The following is a 17,296-nucleotide window of genomic DNA, read 5'->3' on the forward strand; positions in this document are numbered from 1 at the left end:
AAAATTAGCCCTGACCATGATTTCCTAATTTGAAATGGATGATGGATGGGATTCAAATTAGAAAATATCATATTAATTTTTCAAGTATATAGCGAAAACCTTATGTCATATTTTTGTTAATACAAAAATTATGAGAAATTCAAATTCACTCAAAAATGAAGCTTCGATATTAATCTCTTGAAGATGCATGATTCTACTTATTAAAATTTTCTAACATATATATTATAGCAATAATTTAAATGCTAATTGTGTCACAAAATTGACATTTTCTGATGTCGTTAATTTGTCACAATTTAATTTTATTAAACCTAGTCTTTTTATGCAATCTAAGATATCATAACATTATATGAACAAATTTAAGGAGGGGGATTATGAGCAAAGAGCATACTTTGTCGCAAAATATTAGCAGAGTAAACTTCAAAGAATTGCAACAGATTATTAAAATGGGACTTGTTCAAGGTAACTTAATTCCAGCTTTTGCGGGCGCATGGCTAGTAGTTGTAATGACAAATCATTCCTTCTTATCATCAATACCTCAGATTTTATTAATGCTTTTAGGTTCTACTTTAATTATGGGTGGCGCGTGTGCGTTAAATAATTATTACGACCAAGATATTGATCGTATTATGCCAAGTAAACAAAATAGACCAACAGTTAATAATAGAATTTCAGATAAAAATTTATTACTATTAAGTTTTGGCATGATGTTAGTTGGAGAAATTTGTTTATTTTTATTAAATATTCCATCAGGCGTACTTGGTCTAATGGGTATTGTTGGTTATGTGTCTTATTATTCAATCTGGTCGAAAAGACATACAACTTGGAATACAGTTGTTGGGAGTTTTCCAGGTGCAGTTCCACCATTAATTGGATGGGTTGCAATTGAAGGGCAAATTAGTTTAACAGCAATTGCGCTGTTTTTAGTTGTATTTTGTTGGCAACCAATTCATTTTTATGCCTTAGCAATTAAACGTAAAGATGAATATGCACTTGCAAATATTCCAATGTTACCATCAGTTAAAGGCTTTAAACGTACGCGTGTCAGTATGTTTGTCTGGCTAATTATTTTATTGCCAGTACCTTTATTACTACTAAATTTAGGTGTCGTATTTGTAGTATTAGCTACATTGTTAAATTTAGGATGGATTGCATTAGGTTTAACAACATTTAAGAAAAATTCAGATCAAACAAAATGGGCAACACAAATGTTTATTTATTCACTAAACTATTTAGTGATCTTTTTCGTGTTAGCTGTGATTGTGTCATTACTTACATTGATCTAGATTAATTAAGTTAGGATGAAAGATATGGGCGTTCCAATTTTACCAACGATTAGTACGACATGTATTGTTATTAGTGCGATTTTAATTGCTATTGGTTGGAGACTTATTTGGAAAAGGGAAATCAATAAACACAAAAATGTCATGTTAGCTGCAGCATTTTTTGCTTTAACTTTTTTCTTAATCTATGCAAGCAGAACGATATTTATTGGTAATACAGCATTTGGCGGACCGGCATCAATCAAGAAATATTATACAATTTTCTTGATTTTCCACATTAATTTAGCAACTATTGGTGGTATTTTAGGTCTAGTTCAAATAATTACTGCTTTCAAAGATAAATTTAATATACATCGTAAATTTGGACCATTTGCTTCAGTTATATGGTTCTTTACAGCAATTACAGGTGTAGCAGTTTATTTATTGTTATATGTATTATATCCAGGTGGAGAAACGACATCATTGATTAAGGCAACGTTTGGCCATTAAAATGAATTGATAATTATTGCGAATCTGATAAGACAAATTGTTTTATCAGGTTTTTTTATTTTAAAATTCAAGTATTGGACAGTAAATGAAATTCTTGGCGAGTCACTGATTACTTAGTCAATATATGATTTACTGTTCAAATTTTTATATTATGTTAAGTCTGTAGTTATAATTTGATCATAAATGCTTAATGATAGGGTATGATATAAATATCGAGTTATTACAAGTTATAATTTAGAAAAGTAATAGTGCTTAATTAGACGATAAAATTGCCATAGTTTTGTCGGTGTCGAAAATTTGCTTATTGATGCGTTGTTTTTTACAATAGTATTAATACTTTTTAGGTGGGCGTTTAATGAAAAAGTTAGTAATAAGAGTTATTGGTGTATTATTTTTAGTTGGATTTCTAATTTACTTATTTTATTCTCCTAGATTAAAATTTGACGTACTAGAGAATCCGAACAAAGGTAATAAAGTAAATAGAACAGATCAAATTAAGAAGGCAAATAACAATGCTGAAAATCCTAAACCTAAAGATGGCGTTGGTACATGGGTAGGAAAAGATATTAAAATACTTACGTCAAAATTTGGACAGGCAGATAGAGTATATCCATTTCGTGATGGTTACAAAAATTATGTTTTTAAAAATAAAGACAGTTATTATATTGTTTCAGTAAAAAAAGATAAAATAGTTTCAGTGTATGCGACAGGTGACAAAGTAGATGTCAGTCCGTTGAAAATCGGTCAGCATTCTGCAGAGATATTTAATCATACGAGCATTAATCCTGAACCTTCGTTTACAGTGAATGGAAAAAAATATGAATTTGAATTGTCAGATGAAGATTTAAAAACACAAACATTAATTAAATATGGCGATATTTATGCGCAAGTATATTCTGATCAACAATCAAAAAAAGTGTTAAGTGTAAGATTTTTAACAAAAGAAATGTTGGCAGATATTGAACCGTATCAATTAAATTCAAATTCTACTGGTGGGGAACATAATAAACGTCCATATGAACAAAATCCAAATCAGTTAATATCACTATACGAAGTAACAAATGAAATGAGAAAGTTAAAAGGATTGAAACCTTTAAAAATTAATAATGATTTAGCTCATATTGCTTCAAATAACTTATATGAGGCTACATCAAATGGGACAGATAGTGTTGAATTTACTGAAGATGCTTTAAGAGGGCAATTAGATAAAAATCATGTTACTTATAAAACGACGGCACAAAATGTAGGCTATGCATTTAATGATGTGCCAACGTTAATTCATAGTTGGATGAATTCAGATATACATCGATCTCGTCTTTTAAATTCAAAATATGATGAGATGGGTGGAGACGTAATGAGAGATTATTATTCACTAATTTTCTTAGAAAAATAAAAATGAGGGGTATTTATGATAAATGAAGCTTCATTGGCAATACTAGATGATATTGATGGACTTGCCGATATGATTGTTGAATCTGATATATATGCGTCTTTTGAACAAGCTAAATTCGCACTTGAACAAAATGATGAAGCACATCTACTTTATCAATCATTTTTGAAATCAAAAGAGAAATATGATGATGTGATGCGTTTTGGGAAATATCATCCAGATTATAAACAGATTATGTTAGAAACAAGGCAACGTAAAAGGGCTTACGAAATGTTAGAGGTTGTTATGCAATATAAAGCTAGAGAGATGGAACTTCAACATTTAATTGATGAAGTTGTTACTAAAATTGCATACGCCGTGTCGGATCATGTGAAAATAGAAACAGGCAATCCATTTTTTCAAACCACACATGGTGGTTGTGCATCGGGTGGATCATGCAATTGTTCATTATAAATATTATGAATCCGCGATATGGATTTAAATAAAACAGCAGTAAAAGGTATTTTCTAATTGAAAATCATCTTACTGCTGTTTTTATATTTATTAAACTTTTGGAATGTCTGGATTTGCTATAGTCTCCAGGAACAATAATAGATATGTTTCAAAGGTACTGTCACGGTTTCAATCAATTATTAGCTGTTCATTAAAGTTTGTTTGAATTGTTGAGCTAAGTCTGGACGGTCTGTCACGATAGTATGTGCGCCTTTTTGATATAAATCTTGCATCAAGTCAATACTATTCACACCGTAATAACCAGGAATCACATTCATATTATTCAACCATTTAATAAAATTAGTAGAAGTTAAATTTATTCCTTTAAAGGATGTTGGCATTTGGAATGTTTGAGCTAACGGTGTATAACTTCTACCGCCTAATAAATAAAATTTTAAAAATGCTTCCGTCACTTCTTGTTGGCTTGCACCGATTGCAACAGAACCTTGTGCTATATTATTAAACCTTATAATTTGTTCTTTAAAAAAGCTTGTTACTAAAACACGATCAAAGGCATTATTTGCAGCAATTGTATCGTACATTACTTGAGGGGCAATGGAACCTTCGTAAGAGTCTGGTGCATCTTTTAAGTCCACATTAATATACATGTCAGGATATAACTTTAATAATTCATCGAAGGTTAATATTTCTGTATGCTTATAACCACGATAAGGTGTATTTCCATTAATATCTTTAAAATGGTATCCAGCGTCTAGTTTTTTTAACTCAGATAATGTATGTGCACTTACTTTACCAGATCCGTTAGTTGTTCTATCAACTGTAGCATCATGAAATACAATGAGTTGTTGATCTTTCGTAAGCCTTACATCGGTTTCAAATCCATCAACACCTAAATCTTTGGCGTGATCGAATGCAAGTTGTGTTTGTTCAGGTCTTAAAGACATACCACCACGGTGTGCGAATATATATGGTGCAGGCCCTTTGAAAAATGGGGGGATGGTTTGTTTTTTATTGACAACTTTGTTTTTATTTATCATTAAAAGACTACTTATAAAACCAGCACCTAAGAGTATTAAATTAAAAACTTTTTTATTAACTTTTTTCATAAAATTTCCTCCTTGAATACGTTTATAGCTTATCAAAATCATAGTTGTGACGATAGTAATAAGAATAATTATTTATAGCTGCGTACTTTTGGAATTAGGCGAAAAATGTACAGGAGCATATTTACCATAAAGTACTAAGGTGTTTGTTATAGATTGGTAATTTAAATGGGGGAGCTTAATATTTTAAAATTTATAAAGACATGATATGATTAATGCTGAAAATAAATGGAGTGAGGTTTAAATGAATTTAATCCCAAGAACAAGTATTGTAGTTTACTTAAAACATATGAAACATGAACGACAAATCCGAAAATATGGACATATCGTTCATACAAATAAAGATCGTAAATTTGTAATAATGTATGTGAATGAGCAGGATGCAGATCAAATTGTACATAAATTAATGCAACTAAAATACGTAAGACACATTGACGGCTCGCCGTATAAATATTTAAAGAAAACATATGAAAAGGAAAAACACGAGATTTATAATTAAAATTATTGTAATTTAGGTATCCAATTTTGGAGTCTTAATACACTAATTAAATAATTATAATATAATGATAAGTCGTGAAATGCTTGTGGTGGCTGTACATCAATACCAAATACGGGTATATTGTATTTCTTTGCACAGTCATTAATCATTTTAGATTTTGTATTTAATTCTGGATATGTGTATTTAATTGCATTTATCATAATATAAAATGCTTGAAAATGATTACCACTTGTTGGATTCATAATGATAGCTACAGATGATTTAGCATTTTCAACTAGTGGCGAATGAAAATAGATAATTTTATCAATGCGTTGATGGTTATACTCAATCAATGTCATAAACTCAAATAAATCAGTTAGCCCTTCGCCAAGTGTAATGAATGTTTGTTTCATAAGTTTATCAATCTCCTTTTTCTCAATAAATTATATTAAATAACTAAACGAATTGGAAGTGTCAACAACATGCGTGTCATTGCTGGTAAACATAAAAGTAAATCTTTAGAAAGTATGGAAGGTCGTAATACAAGACCAACTATGGACAAAGTAAAAGAGGGCATCTTTAATAGTTTATATGATGTGTCAGGTATAGGCTTGGATTTATTTGCAGGAAGCGGTGCACTGGGTATAGAAGCGCTCTCTAGAGGTATGGACAAAGTTATCTTTGTTGATCAAAATTTTAAAGCAGTTAAAATTATCAAATCAAATCTTGAAAACTTAGATTTAGTAGAACAATCTGAAGTATATAAAAACAATGCAGACCGAGCGTTAAAAGCCTTGTCGAAACGAGAAATTCAATTTGATATTATCTTTTTAGATCCACCATATGAAAAAGGTTTAATTGATAAAGCATTAAAACAAATTTCAGAGTTTAATTTATTGAAAGAAAATGGTATCATCGTTTGTGAATTTAGTAATCACGAAGAAATTGACTATCAACCGTTTAACATGATTAAACGTTACCATTATGGTTTGACAGATACAATGTTATTAGAAAAGGGAGAATAGCATGGAACATACAATAGCGGTTATTCCAGGGAGTTTTGACCCCATTACATATGGTCATTTAGATATTATTGAAAGAAGTACAGACCGATTTGATGAAATTCACGTTTGTGTTCTTAAGAATAGTAAAAAAGAAGGTACGTTTAGTTTAGAGGAACGTATGGATTTAATTGAGCAATCTGTAAAGCATTTACCGAACGTCAAGGTTCATCAATTTAGTGGTTTACTAGTCGATTATTGTGAACAAGTTGGGGCTAAAACAATCATACGTGGTTTAAGAGCGGTCAGCGATTTTGAATATGAACTACGTCTAACTTCAATGAATAAAAAATTAAACAATGAAATTGAAACATTATATATGATGTCGAGTACAAATTATTCATTTATAAGTTCAAGTATTGTTAAAGAAGTTGCTGCATATCGCGCTGACATTTCTGAATTTGTACCACCTTATGTTGAAAAGGCATTGAAAAAGAAATTTAAATAATAAAAGAACAGTATTTTAGGTTTATCATGGTTAGCAATCCTAAAATACTGTTTTCATTTGTTATTGATATTGTTGGATGACGGGGGTGTTGAAGTCTGTTTGCTGTTGCCCGCTAATTGCATTATAAATATGAGTTGATTTGATTTCATTTTTGAAATAATGCGCATTATTTTTATTGATATTAGTGAAGTAATGTCTGTCTGGAAATTGTTTTTTTAAACACTTTAAATATTGTCTACCACGTTCATTCATTGCCAACACTTTGACGGCTTCAATATCGTTTGTAATATCTTGAGTTTGAATATTTAATAAGATATTCATTAATACTCTTTGAATGTGCGTATACGTATAGCGCTTTGTTTTCAATAATTGGACATATTGATGGAAATCATTAGCGTCATTGACGTAAGCTTTTAGACGATTTTCTAAACCTTCAGTAACCGTATAAATATCCTTTAATGATTCATGAGGCATTGCCAAAATTTGATACTTTAAATATGGGAATACTTGATTTAAAGTTAAATGTGGTTTGATATATAGATGGTGTATCTTTGTTGGTACTACTTTATGCCAAAGGTCATCTTGATTTATTAGCGATGTTCGGATAGATGTACCACTCGCAAATTCATTATGTTGAATCGATGCATCATGATGTTGCGCACTTTCACGTTTAATGGTCGTTGCTTTAATATGTGGTGCATATTTTTTAATGGCTTTTAAATAACTGATACCAAGTAAATTATTAGGATTTAAAAGTGCTTCATGATCATTTAATAATTCACTTATGATACGAGGATAGCTTTTACCTTCTTTTAATTTTTGTGAAAATGCTGTAGATTGCTCAATTTGAATAATGTTTTGAGCCAATACTTTCAATGTTTCTATGTCGTTGCTTTCACTTCCAAAAGCGACTGTATCAACGTTCATATAATTGGCAACTTTAATCGCTGTTTCGGCAAAATAATCGCCAGAAGATAAACTTGCTGTGGTAGGTAATTCGATAACTAAATCAACAGCTGATAAGGCCATTTTAGCGCGAGTAAATTTATTGTATATTGCTGGTTCACCACGCATAACAAAATTGCCACTCATAATCGCTATGGAGACGTCAGCATTTGCTATATTTTTAGATTGATTAATATGATAATGATGCCCATTGTGAAAGGGATTATATTCTGTGATTAAGCCAACGCTTTTCATTTGCAATTCGTCCTTTCAGTATTCATTATTAATATTGTAACAGAAGATGATATGTTAAGAAAAAATCTTGACAACTTGTTCTTAGAAAGTTAAAATAAATTTTGTGCTTGTTAGAGGTGAAGCCATATGAAATGGTCAATTACGCAATTAAGAAAATATCAAGGTAAGCCATTTGAATTTGATCAAACGGTGAGTTTTGACAATTTAAAAGAATCATTAGATTTAATTGATTTATCTCCAATTACTATCCGAGGTCAGTTAACCATTAAGTCAACAGAAGTCGTTGCTGATATTCACATTATTGGGACGTATACAATGCCATGCGCACGTACACTTGTACCAGTTGAAGTACCACTAGATGTAACTACTACCGAAGTATTTGATCTAGAAGGTTACAATCAATATAGTGATGATCAAGATGATGTAGATGAACATTATCACATTGTAAAAGACGGTATGGTTAATGTTAAAGATATTGTTGAGGAAATTATCATCATTGAGAAACCAATGAGAGCATATTCAGAACAAAGTGATCAAATGTTGACAGCAGGTAATGGTTGGGAAGTAATCGATGAGGATCAATTAGATGAACTTGCTAAGCAGCAAGAACAAGATGATTCAGAATCACGACAAGTTGATCCAAGGCTTCAAAAATTACAACAATTATATGATAAAGAGCAATAAGTAGTTTAATTAATGATATAATGTTGTTAATTAAGCCAACATTTAGTATTTTTCGTTTATAATCTAAGGAGGATATATCATGGCAGTACCAAAAAGAAGAACTTCTAAAACTAGAAAAAACAAACGTCGTACGCATTTCAAAATTTCAGTACCAGGTATGACTGAATGCCCAAACTGTGGCGAATACAAATTATCACACCGTGTATGTAAAAACTGTGGTTCTTACAATGGCGAAGAAGTAGCAGCTAAATAATTTTAGTTACTCAATATAAAAAGTCCCGCTTAAAATGAAAGTTTTAAGTGGGACTTTTTATATTGAAAAAAATAATTGGCGGACGAGGTATCAAGATACCTTGTTCGCCAATTTAAATTTGTAAAAATATTAAATAAATATTAAGACGATTTATTAGTTTTTACGTTTTCGAGGTAGAACAAATGCAACAATACTGCTTAAAGCTATTAATGCCATCAATGGTAAAGTCATATCTTTATTTGATTCTTCACCTGTATTAGGTAATGTCTGTGCTTTGTTTTCTTTAGCAACATTACTATTTTGTTTCGTCGATGATTGTGCAGTATTGACATCTTTTAAGCTTGATTTTTGAAGAGAAGCGCTTGGCTGAGATGCTTCTTTAACTTCACTTGAACCAACTGATGTTTGAGTTACATTTTTCGGTGATTCTGAAGTTGTAGAAGCGGGCTTAGCAACATTTTGAGTAGTCGATACTACTTTAGAAGGTTTAGTACTACTTGACTCTACTGTACTATTATCTGGTTTAGTTGCTGGTGTTTCAGCTTTACTTGATTCTTTAGATTCGCCACTCTCTTTCTCAACACTCGGTGCTTTGTCTTTCTCAACTTTTTTGTTGTTTTGTTTTGATGCTTCTTTTTCAGCTGGTGCTGGAGTTGTTTTTTCTGGCGTTGCTGGAACAGGCGCTTTTTGAGCTGAGTTATCTTTTTGTTCTTTTTTGTTAGACTTTTCAGCATTGGCTTTTGTAAATGCTTCTTTGTCAACGATTCTAACATGATATTGTCCATCATAATCAATCGTTTTAACATGTACTTTTACGATAGCGTTATATAATGTTTTACCATCAACATATGGGAATATGATTGTTCTCGTATTATTTTTAGCATCTTTGCTAATTGTTTTAACACGTTGACCTTCTACAATGAAATCTTTCCAATAATCATCGTTAGTAGTCTCCATTATCATATATTTTTTGCCATTAAGCATACCCGTTTTAATAGGGTGTTTAACGAAAGTATCCATCATTGACTCGTTATTCTCTACACTTTCATAAACAACATATTTTGTATCTTGTAAATCAGTTAGTTTCTCATTAGTCGGTTGAACATTTTGAAATTCTGTTACAGCTGATTTCATTTGTTCATCAAGAGCTTTTTGAGTATCTTCTAACTTCTTCTTGTATTCAGCTTTTAATTTTTCAGGAAGTTTATCTTGGATTTTCTTTAACTCATAAATTTGTCTCTCAAGTGTTTTAGCTTTGTTATATGGCGCTAGTAATTTTTCTGTTTTATAATCTTCATCATTTTTGAAATCGCTAGCTTTATTTGTAATCGGTTGAGCGAATTCCATTAATGTATAGTCATATTTTTCTTCTTTATTATTAAAATCAATAGAGCTTACAATTTTCACAGCTTTTGTACCGTTTGAAACAGGGAAGCGAATGTAAGCATAATCTTTAACCGTATCATATGATACTAATTTAATTGGTAATTTCTTGTCGCCTTCATAAATTTCGAATTTTCTCCAAAATTGCCCAGATTGCAATCCTAATTCAATTTCAGTTTTATTTTTATCGAAAATAACTTTTGCTGGTTTAACGGTACTTGCATAATGATAAAATTGTCGCTCACCATTTTCTTTTTTCATCTCAAAATCAATTGGTCGAGAATTGGTAGCACTATGATCTTTATCTTTTATTGCAGGATTTTTAATTGCTTCTCTAAGTTCCTGATTATCAATTGCAACTGCATTGTTATTTGCTTTAGCAACTGGTTTTTCTTCTTTTACTTCTTTTGCCTCATTAATAGGGGCAGCTTCTTTATTTGAAACTGAAACTGCTTCTGCAACTGGTGTTTTTTTAGTCACTGTTTCAGTGGCTTTCTCAGAAGCTTTGTTTTCAGATGGTGATGAAGTAGGGTTTGCAACTGCCTCAGTTTTTGGTTGAGATTGTGCATTTATATTCGCTGATTCTTCGGCTGCTTGAGCTTCTCCATTCGACATCATTAAAAATAGTGTACTAATTGCTACTGAAGCGACACCAAGTGTTGATTTTCTGATCGAATAAAATGATTTAAATTCTTTTTGCTGTTTGTTCATGTTGTAAAAACAACTCCTAATTATGTATTATCAACTGATAATCATTATCAATTAATTACTTGTATTGTACATTGAAATGTCATTTAATTGCAATACTATTTTATAAAAAAATAACCTATGACATAGAATTATGAAATATCAATGTCATAGGTTAATGTAAAATTAAAATATAATATTTATTTTTTGTAAGTTCGGATGTATTACTTAGAAGCTTTTCTTCTGAATACTAATAATGAAAGTGAACCTAATAGGGCAAGTGTCGCGAAAGTAACAGTGCTAACAAAGTTATCCACCATTGCTAAACCTGTTTTTGGCAATTCTTTTGCTTTAGTTTCTTTTGAAGGTGCTTGTTTTTGAACTGCATTTTGTTTTTCAACTTCGTCAGATTGTTGTGAGTTTTTTTGGCTAGCAACTTTATTATTATTTTCTGATTTAACTGCTGTATTATTTTTAGCATCTGTGTGAACTTTATTATGTTCTTGTGTTGTTGATGCAGGTTTTACTGTTTGAGAACTTTGTACATTAGTTTGGTCTTTCTTAGTTTCAGTACTTACAACTTTTGTTGGTTGTGATTTTTCAGTTTTACTTGGCGTAGTTACTGCAGGTGTAACTTTTTCAACTTTAGGTTGAGCTGGCTTAGTAGTTTCAGAAGGTGCTTTAGGTTGAACTGGTTTAACAGCATTTGGTTTAGCAGCGTCTGCTAAAGTTGGAATTGCCTTTTCAAATTCTAAATGTGTTGTATATCTGTGATTGTAATTAATTTGAGGTACAACAATATGTACTTTTGTCGTTAAGCTCTTATATCCAGGCTGTACAGCAACATTAATTGTTCTAGTGTCAGCCTTTTTATCATCATTGACAACGGTAGTTGCTAGTTCTTGATTATTTGCATTGTAAAATTTATATTCTTTCCAAAATGATGCATTGTTTAATACAGCTTGGAAGTAGTATTTGTTATTTTGTTTAATCACTTTACCAGGATGTTGCATATAATCATCCATGTGTGATTTTTCTGAAGAACCATCTTTTTGTACTTGGAAATTGATTGGTTGTGAAGTGGCTTGAGATACTTGTGTACTTTGATTACTGTTAGCATTTGTTGCTTCAGTCGCTGCATCTGCGTTATGGCTATCTGCACCAAAATATACAAAAGAGCCTAAAATGATTGAAGCAGTACCGATTGTAAATTTTTTCATTACAGAAGTACGTTGTTGTTCTACTTGGAACTTAGTGTTTAAATAATGTTTTGTCATGCTGTTTCCTCCTAAGGATATGTAATATGTGTTGTTATAAGAGATGATTAACCATTGCAATTGATAATGGTTATCAATTATACTAGCACATCTAATTCTGTATAACAATAATAATTTGATTATAAAATAAATATTTACAATGATAATCATTATTATTTATGATTTCATTAAAGACTTACAAGCAATCATAAAAAGGAGGATTATGTTTTGAAAAATATTGTAAAAGTTTTTAATACAACTATTTTGGCATTAATTATTATCATCGCGACTTTTGGAAATACTGCTAATGCTGCTGAAAGTGGTACATTGGATTACGAGGTATATAAATACAACACAAATGATACATCGATAGCTAATGATTACTTTAATAAGCCAGCGAAATACGTTAAGAAAAATGGTAAATTATACGTTCAAATTACTGTTAATCATAGTCATTGGATTACTGGAATGAGTATTGAAGGTCATAAAGAAAATATTATTAACAAAGATACTGCCAAAGATGAAAAAACTTCAGAATTTGAAGTGAGTAAATTAAATGGAAAAATTGACGGAAAAATTGATGTTTATATCAATGAAAAAGTAAACGGTAAGCCATTTAAATATGACCATCATTATAATATTACATATAAATTTAATGGACCAACAGATGTAGCAAGTGCAGGCGCTACAAGTAACGACGACAAAACTTCTGCTTCAGGAAGTGACAAAGGAACAGAAGGGGCTACTTCTGGTCAAAACGGATCTGAGAGTTCAGATAAAAATAAAGTTGAGAATCCGCAAACAAATGCAGGTACACCAGCATACATATATGCAATTCCAGTCGCATCTTTAGCGCTATTAATCGCAATCACGTTGTTTGTCAGAAAAAGAGCTAAAGGCAACGTTAAATAATGAATATAAACAATAAAATTGCTACAAAATCAATTATAGCTTTAACTAGCTTATTGATACTTACATATACAACAACGATTGGTAGCGTATTGGCTGATGAGATTAAACATCCATCAGCCAAATTTAATCAAACTGAAGCAAAAGATAAACTAGAATTAACAACATCGATATTTGATGAAGAAATAAAAGAGGACAAAACGATAGAGTTACAACTTTTTGATAAAGAAAATAAGAATATAACTGAGGAACAACAATTAGTTGATGTAAAGTCACAATTGATTTCAGATTTAACAGGTAAACTTTATTTGCAACTAAAGCTAAAAGGTCAATTTGATAAAGAACAACTTGTTTTTCAAAATGACAAAAATGAAGAATTGTCTCATGTTACTAAAGTTGAAAATGATCATTCATTAGTTAGGGTATTAATTGAACAACATATGAATAAAATCAATATGCATGTTAAAACATCGACTGAAAATGAAGAACAGGAGAATAAAGAAACGGTTTATTCCATTCATTTTAAAGAGAAAACTGATAAACATGATGATGGGCAAGAAGTACCATCAAAAAACCAAAATAATCCAAATGATCAACTAAAACTTAATGAAAATAATTCAGATGATAAAAAAAGCAATCAGCAGTTAGATAATCAGGAAAAACGTACTAGCCTTATTACTGAAAAGAGTTTGAATGAAGCTTCAGCTGAAAAGGATAAAGTGCAACAAGAGAGCAATAAAAAGGTTGAAAATGAGCAACCTAAAGCATCGGGCACATTAAAAGTTGAAAATAGTCCTCCAGCTGTTAAAAAAGATGAAAATAATCATAAAGCAAAGTCAAAGCAAAAAGATGAAAAGTCTAAAAAAGAAAAGAAAAAAGTAATCGAAAAAGAAAAAGCGTTACCAGCTTTTGACAGAAATGACGATAAAAATGATAGTAGTCAATTATCTAGTGATATTAAAGAGCTGGATAAACCCAACCATAAAAAGCAATATATATTATTTGGAGCAGGTATTGTGCTAGCAACAATTTTACTTATTTCAGCCCATTTATACAGTAGAAAGCGAGGTAACCAAGTTTGAGAATCATAAAATATTTAACAATTTTAGTGATTAGTGTAGTTATCTTAACAAGCTGTCAATCTTCAAATTCTAAGCAAACAACGAAATCTGGTGAATTTCGAATCGTACCGACTACTGTAGCGTTAACAATGACGCTAGATAAATTAGATTTACCAATTGTCGGCAAACCAACGTCATATAAAACTTTGCCAAAACGATATAAAGATGTGCCGGAAATTGGTCAACCCATGGAACCGAATGTTGAAGCGGTTAAAAAATTAAATCCTACCCATGTTTTAAGTGTGACAACAATTAAAGATGAAATGCAACCATTTTATAAACAATTGAATATGAAAGGTTATTTTTATGATTTCGATAGTTTAAAAGGTATGCAAGAATCAATAACACAACTTGGGAAACAATTTGATCGACAAGAACAAGCAGCAAAATTAAACAATCATTTAAACACTGTTAAACAGACGATTGAAAATAAAGCAGCGAAACAAAAGAAACACCCTAAAGTTTTAATTTTAATGGGTGTGCCTGGTAGTTATTTAGTTGCAACGGATAAATCATACATTGGGGATTTAGTGAAAATTGCTGGTGGTGAAAATGTTATCAAAGTGAAAGACCGACAATATATTTCATCTAATACTGAGAATTTACTTAATATTGATCCAGATATAATTTTAAGATTACCACATGGTATGCCTGAAGAGGTAAAGAAAATGTTCCAAAAAGAATTTAAACAAAATGATATTTGGAAACATTTTAAAGCAGTTAAAAATAATCGAGTTTATGATTTAGAAGAAGTACCATTTGGTATTACAGCAAATGTAGATGCTGATGAAGCAATGATGCAACTGTATGATTTATTTTATAAAGACAAAAAGTAATGGATTGATTTGATGATAAAACACAATAAAAAATTATTATTTATATGTCTGTTTATCGTGCTAATTATAACAGCATATATTTCATTTATAACCGGTACAATAAAGCTATCATTTAATGATTTTGTAGTTAAATTTACAACAGGTGAAAATGCAACATTAGATTCGATAATTGATTTACGATTACCGAGGATCCTAATTGCAATAATGGTTGGTGCAATGTTAGCTGTATCAGGCGCATTGTTACAAGCAGCACTGCAAAATCCGCTAGCGGAGGCAAACATTATTGGTGTTTCATCTGGTGCATTAATCATGAGAGCACTATGTATGTTATTCATTCCGCAATTATATTTTTATCTACCAATACTAAGCTTTATAGGCGGAGTAGTTCCATTTTTAATTATTATCATCTTGCATGCTAAATTCAGGTTTAATGCTGTAAGTATGATATTAGTTGGAGTTGCACTATTTGTCTTATTAAATGGAATTTTAGAAATCTTAACTCAAAATCCTTTAATGAAAATACCTCAAGGCTTAACGATGAAAATTTGGAGTGATGTTTATATCTTAGCTGTGTCAGCGTTTGTAGGAATAATTCTAACTTTATTGATTTCAAATAAATTGAATTTGTTAAATTTAGATGATGTTCAAGCACGTAGCATAGGTTTTAATATTGACCGATACCGATGGATAACAGGTTTGTTAGCGGTATTTCTGGCAAGTGCAACGGTCGCTATTGTTGGACAAATAGCATTTTTAGGTATTATTGTGCCACATGTCGTTCGTAAAATCGTTGGGGGTAATTATAAAGTGCTGATTCCTTTCTCAACAGTTATCGGCGCGTGGTTATTATTAATTGCTGATTTATTGGGGCGTGTCATTCAGCCTCCTTTAGAAATTCCGGCAAATGCCATCTTGATGATTGTCGGCGGTCCGATGCTTATTTATTTAATTTGTAAGGGACAACGAAACCGTATTTAAAGCAATTAATATTAAAGTAAATAGTACAAAGGCATTCATGAATAATTTTAAAAAGGATTTTTATGAAAATGAAACGATTTTTAAGTATAGTGCAAATACTTCTAATTATAATTATCATTATTTTCGGTTATAAAATTGCCCAAACATATATAGAAGATAAACAAGAACGTGCGAATTATGAGAAATTACAGCAGAAATTTCAAACGTTGGCAACTAAACATCAAGCATCTGTAAGGCCACAATTTGAAGAACTTGAAAAAGTAAATAAAGATATTGTAGGTTGGATAAAATTACCAGGAACATCTTTAAACTATCCAGTACTCCAAGGTAAAACAAATCATGAATACTTAAATTTAGACTTTGAACGTGAGCATCGCCGTAAAGGTAGTATTTTTATGGACTATAGAAATACATTACAATCGTTAAATTATAATACGATTCTTTATGGACATCATGTTGGAGATAATACAATGTTTGATGTGTTAGAAGACTATTTAAAACAATCTTTTTTTGAGAGACATAAAACAATTGAATTTGATAACAAATATGGCAAATATCAATTACAAGTATTTAGCGCTTATAAGACGACAACTAAAGACAATTATATCCGCACAACATTTGACAGTGATCAAGATTATCAACATTTTTTAAATGAAACCAAACGGAAATCTGTTATTAAATCAGATGTAAACATATCAGTAAAAGATAAAATAATGACATTATCAACATGCGAAGATGCATATAGCGAAACGGCGAAACGTATTGTTGTAGTCGCAAAAATAATTAAAGTAAGTTAATGAGAAAAGAGGATAATTATGAAATTTATGGCAGAAAATAGGCTAACGTTAACAAAAGGGACAGCAAAAGACATTATTGAAAGATTTTATACGAGACACGGAATCGAAACATTAGATGGTTTCGATGGGATGTTTGTTACACAAACTTTAGAGGAAGAAGAGTTTGATGAAGTTAAAATTTTAACAGTTTGGAAATCAAAGCAAGCTTTTACAGATTGGTTAAAATCAGATGTCTTTAAAGCAGCACATAAACATGTGCGAAGTAAAAATGAAGATGAAAGCAGTCCAATCATTAATAACAAAGTTATTACTTATGACATTGGATATAGTTATATGAAATAATAGAATATGGAAGTTTAACATAAGATTGTAATAACAATACATACAGTTAACTTTATAAGCGACCACGCATTAATAAGATGTAGGTCGCTTTTTTATTGAATGCCAATATTTTAGCAGTAATTTTCTATGAATATAAGCTCTATTTTTA

General features: G+C 30.8%; 20 protein-coding genes. 15 read left to right on the top strand and 5 right to left on the bottom strand.

Translation table 11 applies throughout. From position 1 onward, the window contains the following. Positions 1-371 precede the first annotated feature (371 nt). The 4 genes from cyoE (at position 372) to SAMSHR1132_RS05055 (ending at position 3,612) form a co-directional block, all read left to right on the top strand. Positions 372-1,283 (top strand): heme o synthase, encoded by a 912-nt coding sequence (cyoE, locus tag SAMSHR1132_RS05035; protein ID WP_000031407.1) that lies wholly within the window; start codon positions 372-374, stop codon positions 1,281-1,283. A 24-nt stretch (positions 1,284-1,307) separates the two neighbouring features. Next, the gene (locus tag SAMSHR1132_RS05040) at positions 1,308-1,769 is read left to right on the top strand and encodes a DUF420 domain-containing protein (protein WP_000538763.1); all 462 of its coding nucleotides are present in this window, start codon (positions 1,308-1,310) and stop codon (positions 1,767-1,769) included. A 355-nt stretch (positions 1,770-2,124) separates the two neighbouring features. Beyond that, positions 2,125-3,162 carry a CAP-associated domain-containing protein gene (locus SAMSHR1132_RS05050; RefSeq protein ID WP_000737520.1) on the top strand — a complete coding sequence of 346 codons (1,038 nt, stop codon included), beginning with the start codon at positions 2,125-2,127 and terminating at the stop codon, positions 3,160-3,162. Positions 3,163-3,177: 15 nt separating this feature from the next. Beyond that, positions 3,178-3,612 carry a YlbF family regulator gene (locus SAMSHR1132_RS05055; RefSeq protein ID WP_000606486.1) on the top strand — a complete coding sequence of 145 codons (435 nt, stop codon included), beginning with the start codon at positions 3,178-3,180 and terminating at the stop codon, positions 3,610-3,612. A 179-nt stretch (positions 3,613-3,791) separates the two neighbouring features. Here the strand turns inward: SAMSHR1132_RS05055 and SAMSHR1132_RS05060 are convergent, their stop codons facing one another. Then, positions 3,792-4,718, bottom strand: coding sequence for a glycerophosphodiester phosphodiesterase (locus SAMSHR1132_RS05060; protein WP_000757536.1), 927 nt, complete (start codon positions 4,716-4,718; stop codon positions 3,792-3,794). Between the two features lie 241 nt (positions 4,719-4,959). Here SAMSHR1132_RS05060 and SAMSHR1132_RS05065 point away from each other — a divergent pair, with 241 nt between their 5' ends. Continuing rightward, complete coding sequence (locus SAMSHR1132_RS05065; RefSeq protein ID WP_001049153.1) at positions 4,960-5,214, top strand: YlbG family protein; 255 nt, start codon at positions 4,960-4,962, stop codon at positions 5,212-5,214. A gap of 2 nt (positions 5,215-5,216) precedes the next feature. On the opposite strand, the gene SAMSHR1132_RS05070 is transcribed toward SAMSHR1132_RS05065, so the two are convergent. Further along, entirely contained in the window at positions 5,217-5,606 is a 390-nt protein-coding gene (locus SAMSHR1132_RS05070) for a DUF7147 family protein (RefSeq protein WP_000814562.1), read from the bottom strand. 69 nt (positions 5,607-5,675) lie between these two features. Here SAMSHR1132_RS05070 and rsmD point away from each other — a divergent pair, with 69 nt between their 5' ends. Next, on the top strand, positions 5,676-6,218 hold the full coding sequence (gene rsmD, locus SAMSHR1132_RS05075) for a 16S rRNA (guanine(966)-N(2))-methyltransferase RsmD (RefSeq protein ID WP_001263804.1): 543 nt from the start codon (positions 5,676-5,678) through the stop codon (positions 6,216-6,218). A gap of 1 nt (position 6,219) precedes the next feature. Further along, positions 6,220-6,702: a pantetheine-phosphate adenylyltransferase gene (coaD, locus tag SAMSHR1132_RS05080; protein ID WP_000401377.1), complete on the top strand. Its 483-nt coding sequence runs from the start codon at positions 6,220-6,222 to the stop codon at positions 6,700-6,702. Positions 6,703-6,762: 60 nt separating this feature from the next. Here coaD and SAMSHR1132_RS05085 read toward each other — a convergent pair whose 3' ends face one another. Continuing rightward, positions 6,763-7,902, bottom strand: a complete 1,140-nt coding sequence (locus tag SAMSHR1132_RS05085; RefSeq protein WP_000843596.1) for a nucleotidyltransferase — start codon at positions 7,900-7,902, stop codon at positions 6,763-6,765. Between the two features lie 126 nt (positions 7,903-8,028). Here SAMSHR1132_RS05085 and SAMSHR1132_RS05090 point away from each other — a divergent pair, with 126 nt between their 5' ends. Together SAMSHR1132_RS05090 and rpmF are read left to right on the top strand one after the other, a co-directional pair. After that, positions 8,029-8,586 carry a YceD family protein gene (locus SAMSHR1132_RS05090; protein ID WP_000872162.1) on the top strand — a complete coding sequence of 186 codons (558 nt, stop codon included), beginning with the start codon at positions 8,029-8,031 and terminating at the stop codon, positions 8,584-8,586. A gap of 79 nt (positions 8,587-8,665) precedes the next feature. Further along, positions 8,666-8,839, top strand: a complete 174-nt coding sequence (gene rpmF, locus SAMSHR1132_RS05100; RefSeq protein WP_000290472.1) for a 50S ribosomal protein L32 — start codon at positions 8,666-8,668, stop codon at positions 8,837-8,839. Between the two features lie 153 nt (positions 8,840-8,992). Here the strand turns inward: rpmF and SAMSHR1132_RS05105 are convergent, their stop codons facing one another. Next, positions 8,993-10,933 carry an NEAT domain-containing protein gene (locus tag SAMSHR1132_RS05105; protein ID WP_001041609.1) on the bottom strand — a complete coding sequence of 647 codons (1,941 nt, stop codon included), beginning with the start codon at positions 10,931-10,933 and terminating at the stop codon, positions 8,993-8,995. 200 nt (positions 10,934-11,133) lie between these two features. Continuing rightward, positions 11,134-12,186, bottom strand: a complete 1,053-nt coding sequence (locus SAMSHR1132_RS05110; RefSeq protein ID WP_000160870.1) for an NEAT domain-containing protein — start codon at positions 12,184-12,186, stop codon at positions 11,134-11,136. Positions 12,187-12,393: 207 nt separating this feature from the next. Here SAMSHR1132_RS05110 and isdC point away from each other — a divergent pair, with 207 nt between their 5' ends. The 6 genes from isdC to isdG all read left to right on the top strand — a co-directional run bounded on the left by isdC (position 12,394) and on the right by isdG (position 17,148). After that, positions 12,394-13,077, top strand: a complete 684-nt coding sequence (gene isdC / locus SAMSHR1132_RS05115) for a heme uptake protein IsdC (protein ID WP_000790482.1) — start codon at positions 12,394-12,396, stop codon at positions 13,075-13,077. Then, entirely contained in the window at positions 13,077-14,156 is a 1,080-nt protein-coding gene (locus SAMSHR1132_RS05120; protein WP_014373815.1) for a hypothetical protein, read from the top strand. The genes isdC and SAMSHR1132_RS05120 overlap by 1 nt, the downstream gene beginning before the upstream one ends. Next, positions 14,153-15,031 carry a heme ABC transporter substrate-binding protein IsdE gene (gene isdE, locus SAMSHR1132_RS05125; protein ID WP_001220192.1) on the top strand — a complete coding sequence of 293 codons (879 nt, stop codon included), beginning with the start codon at positions 14,153-14,155 and terminating at the stop codon, positions 15,029-15,031. Before SAMSHR1132_RS05120 ends, isdE begins: the two co-directional genes overlap by 4 nt. A gap of 12 nt (positions 15,032-15,043) precedes the next feature. Continuing rightward, positions 15,044-16,009: a hemin ABC transporter permease protein IsdF gene (gene isdF, locus SAMSHR1132_RS05130; RefSeq protein WP_000589869.1), complete on the top strand. Its 966-nt coding sequence runs from the start codon at positions 15,044-15,046 to the stop codon at positions 16,007-16,009. Between the two features lie 62 nt (positions 16,010-16,071). Then, the gene (gene srtB / locus SAMSHR1132_RS05135; RefSeq protein ID WP_014373816.1) at positions 16,072-16,806 is read left to right on the top strand and encodes a class B sortase; all 735 of its coding nucleotides are present in this window, start codon (positions 16,072-16,074) and stop codon (positions 16,804-16,806) included. 18 nt (positions 16,807-16,824) lie between these two features. After that, positions 16,825-17,148 (top strand): staphylobilin-forming heme oxygenase IsdG, encoded by a 324-nt coding sequence (isdG, locus tag SAMSHR1132_RS05140; RefSeq protein WP_000670944.1) that lies wholly within the window; start codon positions 16,825-16,827, stop codon positions 17,146-17,148. The last annotated feature ends 148 nt before the right edge of the window (positions 17,149-17,296 follow it).

The organism is Staphylococcus argenteus (assembly GCF_000236925.1).
Taxonomy (GTDB): Bacteria; Bacillota; Bacilli; order Staphylococcales; family Staphylococcaceae; genus Staphylococcus; species Staphylococcus argenteus.